General features: G+C 59.4%; 16 protein-coding genes. 13 read left to right on the top strand and 3 right to left on the bottom strand.

Annotated features, from left to right (window positions below; all coding sequences use genetic code 11):
• The first annotated feature begins 10 nt into the window (after positions 1 to 10).
• The 8 genes from AC07VO_RS13490 (at position 11) to AC07VO_RS13525 (ending at position 9,002) form a co-directional block, all read left to right on the top strand.
• The gene (locus tag AC07VO_RS13490) at positions 11 to 829 is read left to right on the top strand and encodes an SDR family oxidoreductase (protein WP_018926206.1); all 819 of its coding nucleotides are present in this window, start codon (positions 11 to 13) and stop codon (positions 827 to 829) included.
• A 130-nt stretch (positions 830 to 959) separates the two neighbouring features.
• Complete coding sequence (locus AC07VO_RS13495; RefSeq protein WP_018926205.1) at positions 960 to 1,964, top strand: substrate-binding domain-containing protein; 1,005 nt, start codon at positions 960 to 962, stop codon at positions 1,962 to 1,964.
• A 65-nt stretch (positions 1,965 to 2,029) separates the two neighbouring features.
• The gene (gene araG / locus AC07VO_RS13500) at positions 2,030 to 3,574 is read left to right on the top strand and encodes an L-arabinose ABC transporter ATP-binding protein AraG (RefSeq protein WP_495007580.1); all 1,545 of its coding nucleotides are present in this window, start codon (positions 2,030 to 2,032) and stop codon (positions 3,572 to 3,574) included.
• Between the two features lie 9 nt (positions 3,575 to 3,583).
• Positions 3,584 to 4,552 (top strand): L-arabinose ABC transporter permease AraH, encoded by a 969-nt coding sequence (gene araH, locus AC07VO_RS13505; protein ID WP_018926203.1) that lies wholly within the window; start codon positions 3,584 to 3,586, stop codon positions 4,550 to 4,552.
• A 198-nt stretch (positions 4,553 to 4,750) separates the two neighbouring features.
• Positions 4,751 to 5,464: a GntR family transcriptional regulator gene (locus AC07VO_RS13510; protein ID WP_026286427.1), complete on the top strand. Its 714-nt coding sequence runs from the start codon at positions 4,751 to 4,753 to the stop codon at positions 5,462 to 5,464.
• Entirely contained in the window at positions 5,461 to 6,459 is a 999-nt protein-coding gene (locus tag AC07VO_RS13515; protein WP_495007581.1) for an ADP-ribosylglycohydrolase family protein, read from the top strand. The genes AC07VO_RS13510 and AC07VO_RS13515 overlap by 4 nt, the downstream gene beginning before the upstream one ends.
• 154 nt (positions 6,460 to 6,613) lie before the next feature.
• Positions 6,614 to 8,080: a purine-cytosine permease family protein gene (locus AC07VO_RS13520; protein ID WP_018926200.1), complete on the top strand. Its 1,467-nt coding sequence runs from the start codon at positions 6,614 to 6,616 to the stop codon at positions 8,078 to 8,080.
• Positions 8,073 to 9,002, top strand: a complete 930-nt coding sequence (locus AC07VO_RS13525; protein WP_495007582.1) for a PfkB family carbohydrate kinase — start codon at positions 8,073 to 8,075, stop codon at positions 9,000 to 9,002. The genes AC07VO_RS13520 and AC07VO_RS13525 overlap by 8 nt, the downstream gene beginning before the upstream one ends.
• A gap of 42 nt (positions 9,003 to 9,044) precedes the next feature.
• Here AC07VO_RS13525 and AC07VO_RS13530 read toward each other — a convergent pair whose 3' ends face one another.
• From AC07VO_RS13530 to AC07VO_RS13540, 3 genes are all read right to left on the bottom strand, one after another.
• Positions 9,045 to 9,425 carry a Rho termination factor N-terminal domain-containing protein gene (locus AC07VO_RS13530; protein WP_477743477.1) on the bottom strand — a complete coding sequence of 127 codons (381 nt, stop codon included), beginning with the start codon at positions 9,423 to 9,425 and terminating at the stop codon, positions 9,045 to 9,047.
• A 53-nt stretch (positions 9,426 to 9,478) separates the two neighbouring features.
• Complete coding sequence (locus AC07VO_RS13535; protein ID WP_018926197.1) at positions 9,479 to 9,733, bottom strand: hypothetical protein; 255 nt, start codon at positions 9,731 to 9,733, stop codon at positions 9,479 to 9,481.
• A gap of 127 nt (positions 9,734 to 9,860) precedes the next feature.
• Positions 9,861 to 10,514 carry an HD domain-containing protein gene (locus AC07VO_RS13540; RefSeq protein ID WP_019582749.1) on the bottom strand — a complete coding sequence of 218 codons (654 nt, stop codon included), beginning with the start codon at positions 10,512 to 10,514 and terminating at the stop codon, positions 9,861 to 9,863.
• A 245-nt stretch (positions 10,515 to 10,759) separates the two neighbouring features.
• Here AC07VO_RS13540 and AC07VO_RS13545 point away from each other — a divergent pair, with 245 nt between their 5' ends.
• The 5 genes from AC07VO_RS13545 (at position 10,760) to AC07VO_RS13565 (ending at position 13,795) form a co-directional block, all read left to right on the top strand.
• Positions 10,760 to 11,242: a GNAT family N-acetyltransferase gene (locus tag AC07VO_RS13545; protein ID WP_018926195.1), complete on the top strand. Its 483-nt coding sequence runs from the start codon at positions 10,760 to 10,762 to the stop codon at positions 11,240 to 11,242.
• Positions 11,243 to 11,397: 155 nt separating this feature from the next.
• Entirely contained in the window at positions 11,398 to 12,042 is a 645-nt protein-coding gene (locus AC07VO_RS13550; protein WP_064616609.1) for a hypothetical protein, read from the top strand.
• 14 nt (positions 12,043 to 12,056) lie between these two features.
• Positions 12,057 to 12,551 (top strand): PAAR domain-containing protein, encoded by a 495-nt coding sequence (locus AC07VO_RS13555; RefSeq protein WP_064616611.1) that lies wholly within the window; start codon positions 12,057 to 12,059, stop codon positions 12,549 to 12,551.
• Between the two features lie 6 nt (positions 12,552 to 12,557).
• A complete protein-coding gene (locus AC07VO_RS13560) occupies positions 12,558 to 13,295 on the top strand; it encodes an alpha/beta hydrolase family protein (protein ID WP_495007583.1) in 738 nt (245 codons plus the stop codon).
• Between the two features lie 2 nt (positions 13,296 to 13,297).
• A complete protein-coding gene (locus AC07VO_RS13565; protein ID WP_019650460.1) occupies positions 13,298 to 13,795 on the top strand; it encodes a hypothetical protein in 498 nt (165 codons plus the stop codon).
• The last annotated feature ends 136 nt before the right edge of the window (positions 13,796 to 13,931 follow it).

Here is a 13,931-nt window from a genome sequence, read left to right on the forward strand (position 1 = left end):
GTGTTGATCCATGGCTGAACCCCTTTCCTTGCCACCGGTGCCCGAACCGCCGAAGGGTGAGCGCCTCAAAAACAAGGTCGTGCTGTTGACCGGCGCCGCTCAGGGGATCGGCGAAGCGATTGTCGCGACCTTTGCGTCCCAGCAAGCCAAGCTGGTCATCAGCGATATCCAGGCCGAGAAAGTCGAAAAAGTCGCGGCGCATTGGCGTGAACAAGGCGCGGATGTCGTGGCGATCAAGGCCGACGTATCGCGCCAGCAAGACCTGCACGCCATGGCCAAGTTGGCCATTGAGCTTCACGGTCGCATCGACGTGCTGGTCAACTGCGCCGGGGTCAACGTGTTCCGTGATCCGCTGCAAATGACCGAGGACGACTGGCATCGTTGCTTCGCCATCGACCTGGACGGCGCCTGGTATGGCTGCAAAGCCGTGCTGCCGCAGATGATCGAGCAGGGCATCGGCAGCATCATCAACATCGCCTCGACCCATTCCACTCACATCATTCCCGGCTGCTTCCCGTACCCGGTGGCCAAGCATGGCTTGCTCGGGCTGACCCGCGCCTTGGGCATCGAATACGCACCCAAGGGCATTCGCGTCAACGCCATCGCACCGGGCTATATCGAAACCCAACTGAACGTCGACTACTGGAACGGCTTTGCCGACCCTCATGCCGAACGTCAACGGGCCTTCGACTTGCATCCACCGCGCCGCATCGGTCAGCCAATCGAAGTGGCGATGACTGCCGTGTTCCTGGCCAGCGATGAGGCGCCATTCATCAACGCTTCGTGCATCACCATCGATGGTGGTCGTTCGGTCATGTACCACGACTGAATAACTTGGGTTTCAGGCGCAAAACTACGCCTGAAATACAATCATCATACGATATGACTATTGGCTACATGCTTCGACCGCTGTATTGGCTTTCAACTAACGCTCAAAAAAAATAACAAGGAGTCAGCTTATGAAACGTCGTCGTGGGATCCGTTCCCTGTGCTGTGCCGCTTTGGCGGTCACCGCGGTCAGCCTGAGCAGTACGTTGCTGGCGGCCGAGGAAGTGAAGATCGGTTTTCTGGTCAAGCAGGCCGAAGAGCCCTGGTTCCAGACCGAGTGGGCCTTCGCTGAAAAGGCCGCCAAGGACAAGGGCTTCACCGTCATCAAGATCGCTGTGCCTGATGGCGAGAAAACCCTTTCGGCCATCGACAGCCTGGCGGCGAACGGCGCCAAGGGCTTCGTGATCTGCCCGCCGGACGTCTCCCTGGGCCCTGCGATCATGGCAAAGGCCAAGCTCAACGGTTTGAAAGTGATCGCTGTCGATGACCGTTTCGTCGATGCCGGCGGCAAGTTCATGGAGGACGTGCCATACCTCGGCATGGCAGCTTTCGAAGTTGGCCAGAAGCAGGGCGCCGCCATGGCCGCCGAAGCGAAAAAACGCGGCTGGGACTGGAAACAAACCTATGCGGTGATCAACACCTTCAACGAACTCGATACCGGCAAGAAACGCACCGACGGTTCGGTTAAAGCCCTGGAAGACGCCGGGATGCCGAAAGACCACATTCTGTTCTCGGCCCTGAAAACCCTCGACGTACCTGGCAGCATGGACGCCACCAACTCGGCGCTGGTGAAGCTCCCGAGCGGGGCGAAAAACCTGATCATCGGCGGGATGAACGACAACACCGTGCTGGGCGGCGTGCGCGCCACCGAAAGCGCCGGTTTTGCCGCCGCCAACGTAATCGGTATCGGCATCAACGGCACCGATGCCATCGGCGAACTGAAGAAAGCCAACAGCGGCTTCTTCGGCTCGATGCTGCCGAGCCCGCACATCGAGGGCTACAACACCGCCAGCATGATGCACGAGTGGGTCACCACCGGCAAAGAACCGCCGAAATACACCGCCATGGACGACGTGACGCTGATCACGCGCGACAACTTCAAGCAGGAACTGGAAAAGATCGGCCTGTGGAATTGAGGGTCGGTTGATTTCATTGGCGGCCCCGGCGACGGGGCCGCCTGATCGGTGTGATGAGGTGGGTTATGCACGCACACGTACAAACAGATGAACAGCGCATTGGCGGCAGCCTGCGCTTCAACGGGATCGGCAAAACCTTTCCCGGGGTGAAGGCGCTGGACGGCATCAGCTTCGTCGCGCATCCGGGGCAGGTTCATGCCTTGATGGGCGAGAACGGCGCCGGTAAATCCACACTGCTGAAGATCCTCGGCGGTGCTTACACGCCGAGCAGCGGCGACCTGCGGATCGGCGAGCAGACGAGGGTCTTCAAATCCACTGCCGACAGCATTGGCAGCGGGGTCGCGGTGATCCATCAGGAGCTGCACCTGGTGCCGGAAATGACCGTGGCCGAGAACCTGTTTCTTGGGCATCTGCCGGCAAGTTTCGGCCTGATCAATCGCAGCGTTTTGCGGCAACAGGCACTGGCCTGCCTCAAAGGCCTGGCCGATGAAATCGATCCACAAGAGAAAGTCGGGCGCTTGTCCCTCGGTCAGCGGCAACTGGTGGAAATCGCCAAGGCGCTGTCCCGTGGCGCGCATGTGATTGCGTTCGACGAACCCACCAGCAGCCTGTCGGCGCGGGAGATCGATCGCTTGATGGCAATCATCGGGCGCCTGCGCGACGAAGGCAAAGTGGTGCTCTACGTCTCCCATCGCATGGAGGAAGTGTTCCGTATTTGCAACGCGGTAACGGTGTTCAAGGACGGTCGCTTCGTGCGCACCTTCGAGGACATGAGCGCGCTGACCCATGACCAGTTGGTGACGTGCATGGTCGGTCGCGACATTCAGGATATCTACGATTACCGCAGCCGCCCGCGTGGCGCGGTGGCGCTCAAGGTTGACGGTTTGCTGGGGCCGGGTTTGCGTGAACCGGTGAGTTTCGAGGTGCACAAGGGCGAGATTCTGGGTCTGTTCGGCTTGGTTGGCGCGGGCCGCACCGAGCTGTTTCGCATGCTCAGCGGACTTACCCACAACACGGCCGGACGCCTGGAGTTGCGTGGACATGAACTGAAACTGCGTTCACCGCGCGATGCCATTGCGGCGGGGATTCTGCTGTGCCCCGAGGACCGCAAGAAGGAGGGCATCCTGCCGCTCGCCAGTGTCGCCGAGAACATCAACATCAGTGCTCGTGGTGCTCATTCCACCTTCGGTTGCCTGTTGCGCGGGCTGTGGGAAAAGGGCAACGCCGACAAGCAGATCAAGGCGCTGAAGGTGAAGACGCCCAACGCGGCGCAGAAAATCATGTACCTGTCCGGCGGCAATCAGCAGAAGGCGATTCTCGGTCGCTGGCTGTCGATGCCGATGAAAGTCCTGCTGCTCGATGAGCCTACACGCGGCATCGACATCGGCGCCAAAGCCGAGATCTACCAGATCATCCACAACCTGGCCGCCAGCGGTATTGCGGTGATTGTGGTGTCCAGCGACCTGATGGAAGTCATGGGTATTTCCGACCGCATCCTGGTGCTCTGCGAAGGCACGATGCGCGGCGAACTGACCCGCGAACACGCCAATGAATCCAACCTGCTGCAACTGGCTTTGCCACGCCAACGCGCTGCCGACGTGGCGAACTGAGAGGTGACTATGACCATCCAAAACAACGCTCTGCCAACCCCGCGCAAACCGCTGGACCTGCGACGCTTTCTCGATGACTGGGTAATGCTGCTGGCGGCCGTCGGGATCTTCGTGCTCTGCACCTTGCTGATCGACAACTTCCTGTCGCCGCTGAACATGCGGGGTCTGGGCCTGGCGATTTCCACCACCGGAATTGCCGCCTGCACCATGTTGTATTGCCTGGCGTCGGGGCACTTCGACTTGTCCGTGGGCTCGGTGATTGCCTGCGCCGGCGTGGTCGCGGCGGTGGTGATGCGCGACACCAACAGCGTGTTCCTCGGCGTCAGTGCGGCGCTGGTGATGGGGCTGATTGTCGGTCTGATCAACGGGATCGTGATCGCCAAGCTGCGGGTCAATGCATTGATTACCACACTGGCGACGATGCAGATCGTTCGTGGCCTGGCTTACATTTTTGCCAACGGCAAAGCGGTGGGCGTGTCCCAGGAGTCGTTTTTCGTCTTCGGTAATGGCCAGTTATTCGGTGTGCCGGTGCCGATTCTGATCACCATCGTTTGCTTCCTGTTTTTCGGCTGGCTGCTGAATTACACCACCTACGGGCGCAACACCATGGCCATCGGTGGCAACCAGGAAGCGGCGTTGCTGGCTGGGGTCAACGTTGACCGAACCAAGATCATCATCTTCGCCGTGCACGGGGTGATTGGTGCGTTGGCCGGGGTGATTCTGGCGTCGCGCATGACCTCGGGGCAGCCGATGATTGGCCAGGGTTTCGAGCTCACAGTGATCTCGGCTTGCGTGTTGGGCGGGGTGTCGCTGAGCGGCGGGATCGGGATGATTCGGCATGTGATTGCCGGGGTGCTGATTCTGGCGATCATCGAGAATGCGATGAACCTGAAGAACATCGATACCTTCTATCAGTACGTGATTCGTGGTTCGATCCTGTTGCTGGCGGTTGTGATCGACCGACTGAAACAACGCTGATTTTCCCGGGGGAGCGGGATGCCCGGCACATGGATACTGGATGTGCCGACGCCTTCGCGGGCAAGCCTCGCTCCTACAGTACCGTGCAGATCCCCCTGTAGGAGCGAGGCTTGCCCGCGAAAGCGGTCTGTCTGTCACACAATCCAGCCACAAAATATCCCTTGCTCGCCCTAATCCCTTTCGGTTATCACTTTGTACATGGTTAGACAGGTACGATTTGACAAGAAACAACGGATTATCGATGAGCTTGTCCGGCGCATCGAAAGCGGCCTCATGGAGGACGGCTTGCTATTGCCGGGTGAACATCAGTTGGCTCAAGAATTCAAGGTCAGCCGCGGCACGCTGCGTGAAGCCCTGGCCGAACTGAAACGGCGTCATTACATCGCCACGCAAAGCGGAGTCGGTTCCATCGTTACTTACGACGGCGTAGTGCTCGATCAGAGCAGCGGCTGGGCCCAGGCACTGGCGGACAGCGGGGCGTTGATCAATACCGAAGTGCTGCGACTGGAGGCGGTGACCCGTCCTGACCTGCTGTCGCGGTTCGGCACCGATCAATTCATCACCCTCGACCGTCGCCGGCGCGCCACCGACGGTACGCTGGTGTCTCTGGAACGCGCGTTAATGCCCGCGACCGGAGGCCTGGAAGGCCTGCCGCGAGTGGGACTGATTGATAACTCCCTGACCATCACGTTGGCTGCCTACGGCTATGTCGGCGAGCACGGCGATCAGTGGATCGGTGCCGAACCCTTGAACGCCGAAGACGCCGAACTGCTCGGGCGCCCGGTCGGCACGGTGTTCCTCAAGGCCCTGCGCACCACCTACGACCGTCAGAACCGTTTTATGGAGCAGGTCGAAAGCCTGCTCGATCCGGTGCACTTTCGTCTGCATTTGCAGTTTGGAGCTCCAAAATGACCGCGCTCAACCGTGCCCTCGGCGCGTTCTATGGACTGGCCCTGGGCGATGCGCTGGGCATGCCGACCCAATCCCTGAGCCGCGCCGACATCAAGGCGCGCTTCGTTGAAATCACCGATCTGCAAGACGCAGGCCCCGATCAACCGATTGCCGCGAACCTGCCCAAAGGTTCTATCACCGACGATACCGAGCAGGCGATTCTGGTCGCTCGGTTGTTGATCGAGGGCGAGGGCCGGATCGAACCGGCGGTACTGGCCCAACGATTGATCGAATGGGAAGCCGGGATGCAGGCCAAGGGCTCGCAAGACTTGCTCGGCCCTTCGACCAAACGCGCGATCGAAATGATCCTCGCCGGCCACTCGCTGGAAGAGGCGGGGCGCTATGGCACCACCAATGGCGCGGCGATGCGCATCACCCCGGTGGGGATTGCGGCCGATGTCGCCGATCCAGAGCGTTTCATCCGCGCCGTGGTGCAAGCCTGTCAGGTGACCCACAACACCACGCTGGGGATTGCCAGTGCGGCGGCGGTGGCGGCAGTGGTTTCCGCCGGGATCAACGGCATGGACCTGGGCGAGGCGTTGAACCTCGGCCAGCAATTCGCGCAGCAGGCAGAAAGTCACGGCCACTGGGTCGCCGGCGGGCGGATTGCCTCGCGCATCAGTTGGGCGCGGAGTATCGGCATCGACAGCGACAAGGCGTTGCTGGCGGATTTGCTGTACGACGTGATCGGCACTTCGGTGGCCGCACAGGAATCGGTGGTGGTGTCGTTTGCGCTGGCCCAGCAAGTGGCCATCGGCGAGATGACGGCCTTTGAAGCGCTGTGCATGGCCGCGAGCCTGGGCGGTGACACCGACACCATCGCGGCGATGCTCGGCGCGATGCTCGGGGCCTGTCTGGGGCTTGAGAGTTGGCCGGTGGCGATGATCGAGCAGGTTAAAGCGGTTAACTCGTTGGAGTTGGAACCGTTGGTAAAAGGACTGTTGGCTTTACGTTGACTGGACTGGCCCCATCGCGGGCTTGCCCGCGATGAACACGCCGCATACTTGAATTTTTCACCCGCAATGGAACGCACAAACACGGGCAGGACGGCCGGCTGTTGTTTTGTCCTCCGAGATTGCCCACACCATAACAATTGCAAGGAGCATTTTCATGAGTTCATCGAACGCCGGGCAAAGCGCCGGACAACTGGAAACCCGTGGTATAGAACCGGTACCGGAGGGGGAGTGCAACGGTCATCCGCTGCAACTGTTCTGGGTCTGGTTCGCGGCCAACATTTCCATTCTCGGCTTGCCGTTGGGTGCCACGCTGGTGGCCTTTCGCGGCCTGGCGATCTGGCAAGCGATCATCGTCGCGATCCTTGGTGCCGCCGGTTCTTTTGCGGTGGTGGGGATCATCTCCATTGCCGGTCGTCGTGGCCGCGCACCGAGCCTGACACTGTCGCGAGCGATCTTCGGCGTACGTGGCAATATCGGCCCGACGCTAGTCTCGCTGATGTCGCGCCTGGGTTGGGAAACGGTCAATACCACCACCGCCGCGTTCGTCCTGCTGTCGCTGTGCTCGATAGTGTTCGGCTCGCCGGTGGAAGCCAAAAGCGCGCCGCTGCTGACCCTGGTGTTCATCGCGATTTTCGTGCTGCTGACGTTGTCGGTGTCCGGTCTCGGCCACGCCACATTGTTGGTGATCCAGAAATGGGCAACCTATGTGTTCGGTGCGCTGAATATCCTGGTCGGTGGTTTCCTCTGCGCGACCATCGATTGGAGCGCCGTATTCAATGCCACGCCAGCACCGCTGAGCGCGATGATCATCGGCATCGGCACCATGGCCGCCGGCACCGGGATCGGTTGGGCCAACGCCGGCGCGGACATGTCGCGCTACCAGCACCGCAGCGTCAAAGCGGTGCGCCTGGTGGCGTCGGCGGCGTTCGGTGCGGGGATTCCGCTGGTGCTGCTGATCACCCTTGGCGGTCTGCTGTCGGTGGGTAACAACGATCTGGCCTCGGCCACTGACCCGATTGTCGCGATCCGCGACATGCTGCCGAGCTGGATGGCGGTGCCGTACCTGATCACCGCGTTCGGCGGGCTACTGCTGTCGAACAACCTGTCGGTGTACTCCGCCGGGCTGACCACCTTGACCCTCGGCCTGAAGGTCAAGCGCGTGTACGCGGTGGTGGTCGATATCGTGGCGATCTTCGCCGGCTCGATCTATTTCATGCTGATCGCCGAGAGCTTCTACGGTCCGTTCATTACCTTCATTTCCTTGCTGGCGGTGCCCATCACGGCGTGGGTCGGGATCTTCGTGGTCGACCTGATCCATCGTCATTACTACAGCCCCAAGGACCTGCTGGACGTCAGCCCGAGCAGCGCCTACTGGTATCGCGGCGGCGTCGAGTGGCGTGCATTCGGTGCGTGGGCGGTGGCGATTGTGTTGGGTTTCAGCTTCACCACCATTGGCACCACTGAACAAGATGTCTGGTTCCGGGGCTTCCTGTCCGACTCATGGCTGGGCCACAACGGCTTGGGCTGGATCGTGACGTTCGTGGTGGCTGGCGGGATTTACTGGGTGCTCGGCGGCGCCAAGGACCGTCGTACCGCGTTGCTCGAGCCTGCGCATGTCTAGGCTGCTGCACACCGGCCAGGTCATCATCGACCTGGTCATGGCCGTGGATAGATTGCCTCATTCGGGCGGTGACGCGCTGGCGCAATCCGCCCGTTTCGAGGCGGGCGGCGGTTTCAATGTGATGGCCGCGGCCCGACGGAACGGCTTGCCGGTGGTTTACCTCGGGCGCCATGGCAACGGCCGTTTTGGTGATCTGGCCCGGGAGGCGATGGCGGCAGAAGGCATTCGGATCGGCATCGCTCACCGTGCTGAGCGCGACACCGGGTTGTGTGTCGCACTGACTGAAGCCTCGGCCGAACGTACGTTCATTTCCTACATCGGTGCCGAAGGCGAATTGACCGCCGAAGACCTGGCCAGTGTGCCGGCCGAGGCGGGCGACTTTGTCTATGTCAGCGGCTACAGCCTGCTGCATGCCGGCAAGGCTCAGGTGCTGGTGGATTGGGTGCTGGAGTTGCCGGACGGGATCAAAGTGGTATTCGATCCGGGACCGTTGGTGGATTCGCCGGACGCACCGCTGATGAAGGCCTTGCTGCCGCGCATCGATCTGTGGACCAGCAACCGTGTCGAGGCGCTTCGGTTTACCGGGACGTCGGACACTGCCGAGGCGTTGAATATTTTGGCGGATCAGTTGCCGACGGACGCCCTGATGGTGGTTCGCGATGGGCCGCAGGGTTGCTGGATCAGCCAGCATGGCGACCGTCAGCAGGTGCCGGGATTCAAGGTCTCGGCCGTCGACAGCAACGGTGCGGGGGATGCCCATGCCGGGGTGTTTGTGGCCGGGTTGGCGCAGGGCTTGTCGGCGGCTGAAGCGGCACGGCGGGCGAACGCGGCAGCGGCGTTGGCGGTCACTCGTTGGGGGCCGGCGACTTCGCCGGGGGCGGTGGAGGTGGACGCGTTGATCCGCGAAACTTTCAGCGCCTGATCAGCCGCCATCGGCCCTCAAATTCACCCTTAATCCTGACTTTCAACCCGCCTTGCGCAACGCCTCGATCAACTCTTGCTTGCGCATGCTCGAGCGCCCCGGAATCTTCTTCGCCCGGGCTTCCCTCATCAGGCTGTCCACCGTCTGGGTATCGCGTGACGCCTTGCTGTTGCGCGGTTTGCCCTCACGGGTGGCGACTGCACGGCGGGCTGATTCCTTGCGATCGGCAGACTTGGCAGCGGCCGGTTTCTTGCGTCCCGAGCCGCCGGCGCGCTCACCGCCACCCGACTGCTTGTTTACCGTCGCCCAGGCGCGGGCCTCGGCTTCATCTTTCGACACGCCTTTGCGTTCGTAGTTTTCTTCGATGTGTTCGGCCTTGCGTTTCTGCTCGGCGGTGTATTTGTCTTTGCTTCCACGAGGCATGGGATTTCTCCTGGCTATAGGAGCTGGCGCAGGCTTCGCCAGCTCCTGCTCGGTTAGTTATCCAGTTTGCGCGCCGCCTCAACCCCAGCGGCGCTGAGTTTGATCGGCAGGTTCAGCGAGTGCTCGCCGGCTTCGTTGCAGATCACATGACCGTGCTGGATCAGCCCACGCTCCTGCAGCGTCGCAAGGGTGCTGGCCACGACTTTCTCCCCCCGGTAATTGTCCAGAACCTCCTTGCCCAAGCCGCTTGGATGGGCATGCAGCAGGCGGGTCAGGACTTCTTTTTCCAGGTTTTTATCGACGTTCATGGTGACCTCTTGGTTGGGATGGACGAGTGTTGCTCCTCGCTCGCATTGGCGAGCCCTTACTCGATATTGGTCCGTCCCCGACCGGGATTGGTGCCTGATGAACGACGAGCGGTGTGGCTCTGGCTCCTCAGCCGACGCCGATTTCTTCCTTGAACAGCTCCATGAATCCCTTCAAGCGTTGATGGCGAACCTGTGCCAGACGCTGGCCGGTGGTCGTTTGGAAGCCGTCCGCCAGGTGCAGCAATTTGGTCTGGAAATGATCGAGGCAAAAGCGTTTGTCATCGTAGTCCCGCTCGTTTGCCTCCGGGTCCACAGGGTCGTACAGCGCGCTGCCCATGCGCCCGGCAATGTAGAAAGTACGCGCCACGCCGAGCATGCCAAGGGAGTCGAGGCGGTCGGCGTCCTGGATGATTCGGGCTTCGAGGGTCGTGGGTGTGATGTTGGCGCTGAAGCTATGGGCCTCAATGGCATGGACGACCGCGGTGATTTTTGCGTCAGGCCAATCCATGGCTGTCAGCACTGTCGACGCTTTCTGCGCCGCCAGCCGTGACGCCTGGGAACGCAGCGGCGAGTTCTTCTCCACCGCCACGCAATCGTGCAACAGCACGGCGGCCAGCAGCACCTCAAGATCACCGCTTTCTTCAGCATGAAGCGTGCGCACGTTGTGCCATACCCGTTGCAAGTGCGACAGATCGTGGGCGCCATCCTCGCCAGGTTCCAGCGCATGGGGCAGCAGTTCAGAAGCCAGATTCTGCAGAGGTGCGAAAGCAGCGGTGCTCATAAATGTCCTAAGTATGAAAACGCTTTTGTGGGGAGGGAGCTTGCTCCAATGCCAGTAAGTTAAACCGTAAATGCAATCCGTAGCAGCTGCCGAGCCTGCGAGGCTGCTGCTACGGAGAGTGTGTTACGGCTGAGATTACTTAGCGAAGCGACATTAGCCACAAAGGCCCCCTCCATCATTTCAAATGTGACGAGCGCCGCGCGCGGACTTAGTATGGCGTTTTCAACTTTTGACAAGGCACGTCCATGACGATCGAAATCCGCCCGGCAACCCCCAGCGATGCTCCGCAAATCCTCGCGTTCATCACTGAACTGGCCGACTTCGAACGTGCCCGCCACGAAGTCATCGCCAGCGTCGCCGACATCGAGCGCAGCCTGTTCAGCGAAGGCGCCACCGCCCATGGCCTGATCTGCCTGCGCGATGGCCTGCCGATCGGCTTCGCGGTGTTCTTCTTCAGCTATTCCACCTGGCTGGGCAGCAATTGCCTGTACCTCGAAGACCTCTACATCACCCCTGAACAACGGGGCGGCGGCGCCGGTAAAACCTTGCTGCGCCACCTGGCAAAAATCGCCTGTGCCAATGACTGCGGCCGTTTCGAATGGAGCGTGCTGGACTGGAACAAACCGGCGATTGAATTCTACAAATCCCTAGGCGCACAACCGCAGGAAGAGTGGGTGCGGTATCGGATGGATGGGGCGGTGCTAAGGGATTTTGCCGAGGGCGGCTGATCGATTGATGGCGATCTGATACGCATCGGTTGTCTACACCGCTCTAGTCCTGCATTCTGTGCGCCTTTTGCGCGCTCACGGACGACACTTGCAATGCCTTTGGCACCCTTTCTCCACGCCCGTGGAGCCTTCGCCGCGTCAATGAGTGACTGGCGATGAGCGGACTTCGGGCGACGATGCGTTTGTATGGCCTGGTGAAAAAACTCGGCTCCACGGACGACCGCCATCGCCAGCCGGTGGACATCCTTTGCACCCTCAATCGCACGGGCGGTAAGGCGATCCGGGCGTTCGTCTCGCGTCTGGATGCCGAGTTGATGGCGCGCAGTCGCGGTCTTGAGGAGTACCGCGTTGTCCCGCTTCGCACGTTCGATCCAAATCAGTTGATCCAGGATCATCAGGGCTGGCTGACGCTGCACGTCTGCTGTGGCTTCGTTGTCCTGGCGGATCAATCGTTATTGAACGATGGCACATTGTTGCCCATGGGCTGGTACGTCTATTCCGACATCGGTCAATGGACCGCAGAGCATTACATCGACTTCGGCCCGCAAATGACTAGCCTGCTGCAGACGTCCTATAACCGGATCGGCTTGCGCGACTACAACGCTTGGCTCAATGACTTCGACAGCGTCTCGGATGCGGATATGGAATGGCAAGTCGCCGAAGCCTGGCAAACCCTTCACAACGTTTCATCTCCCGACAGCCATGACGATTGTCACGCGCTATTCGACCCGGTCGATAACCGCTGGCGCTTCGCCGCGGCCGACATTGATATCTATCAGCCTCACCCTGAACCTCAGTAGCAAGGAGCTTTGACTTGAGTGGAAAACCCGCTGCGCGCGTCACCGACCCGACCGCGTGCCCGTTGCCGGGCCATGGCACCAACCCGATCGTGTCTGGTTCCCCGGACGTGTTCTTCGACGGCCTCGGCGCTGCCCGAATGACCGATAAATCCGCCTGCGGCAGCCCGATCACCGGCGCGGTCTCCAGCACGGTATTTATCAATGGCCTCAACGCTGCAACGCTCGATAGTACGGGCGGGCATGGCAACGTGGTGGTTGGAGGCTCCGGCACCGTCATTATTGGGCAAAGCGGGGGAGGCGCCACGTTCAGTGGGTTGTTGCCGATGCCGGTGCATTTCACGGACAGGTTGCAAGTGGTCAATGAGGCGACTGGAGAGCCGGTTCCCTATCACCCCTACACCATTCAGCGTGGGGACGGCAGCGAAGAGCATGGCATCACGGATGCGTCCGGGTTTACCCATACTGTCAGTTCGCATTTGGCTGAAACCATTAAATTGTTTGTGGAGTAATTGGGGATGCCAGGTGAAAACGCGGCAGCGAAGGAAGCGTTGCCGAAAAGACAGGTTTGCGATCATCCACTGACAGACCCAAAAGACACTTCGGTGAAGCAGGTTGCCATTACGGTAAAGAAAATATTTATCTTTTTTATCGGTGGGGCTGGGGATCAGGAAAGTTACTACTTGAGTGGTCCTAACTGGAACGTCAGTTATGTTCGTGACGACGTGTTGGCGGATGCTGATGCTCTGAACTATCTCTGTCGGTGCCCTGTACGGGCAATGGCCTACAATAAATTTATAACTGATGAAGATTTGGCAAAAAATGTTCTGAGTGAAATTCCTGACACCTCCACAGCGGTTTATATTGTTGGACACAGTCTGGGTGGCTGGAACGGTGCACACCTCTCCAGTGTATTGACGGATAAGGGGTACAAAATAAGGATGTTGATTACTCTGGACCCGGTGGGCGAAGGGAAAATTGTCTACGGCATTTCCAATATTTACAGGTTGACTCCTAAACCCAAAGCAGAATTCTGGATCAATGTCCGAGCTGCAAAAGTAAACGACCGGAACGTGTCTGACTTTGTTGCGGACTTCGGTGAGCAATGGGAGATTACGTCGGGTCCGAATGTAAGTGGCAGGGTGGATGTCAATCATGCAGATGCGAACATTATGTTCGCGAAGCCGTTAGGCGGTGGAAAGTCTGCTCGCCAGTTGTTGGCGGAGTCCATACTCAGCTACTTTAAAGAGAAATAACTATGCGCAATTTTGTTTTTTGTCTTTTTATGGTGTTGTGTGCTTCGTGCTCTTCAAATCACGGAAGACCCATCGCGACGCTTCATTACGAGAAGGTGGAAACTTCACCGAGTGGTAATTCCTATCAGATAAGGTTTACCAGTGATACAGAGCTTTTGGGTTTGTTCAAGTCCAAGATCGGTGAGGGATTGGTATGTGCGCTGGAAGATGATCTTGACTTTTCCGTCGGGCATTACATAAAACGCTCTGGAAGAGGGACTGTCGAATTTGTGAAAGACTCTTCAGGTGAGCATTATATTTCAATGATCCTCTTCCGCGAGGCTGAGGAACTGCAAGGGAAAGAGACTATTCTCACCGGTCAAGCACTGCGTGAGATTCTCGATAAGCGTGAGTTCATGTTGTGCACGTTCAGAGTTCATACCACTCGTTACAAAACATACTTCTCAAATGTTATGCGCGTGCCGACAGCAGATCTGTTGAAGGCAGCTGCTAAAGAGTAATAGCGAACGGTTAGGCTTCTTGTCAGAAAGCAAGCAGCCTTACTGCACACTCGCTTCCCAGTTACCGCTCATCAAACCATCAAGTGCCTGCCTCACGGTGATCTTGAAAACCCCGGCCTTTCCCTCATCGAAGGCC

The sequence above is a fragment of the Pseudomonas sp. GW821-FHT03E01 genome (assembly GCF_059420765.1).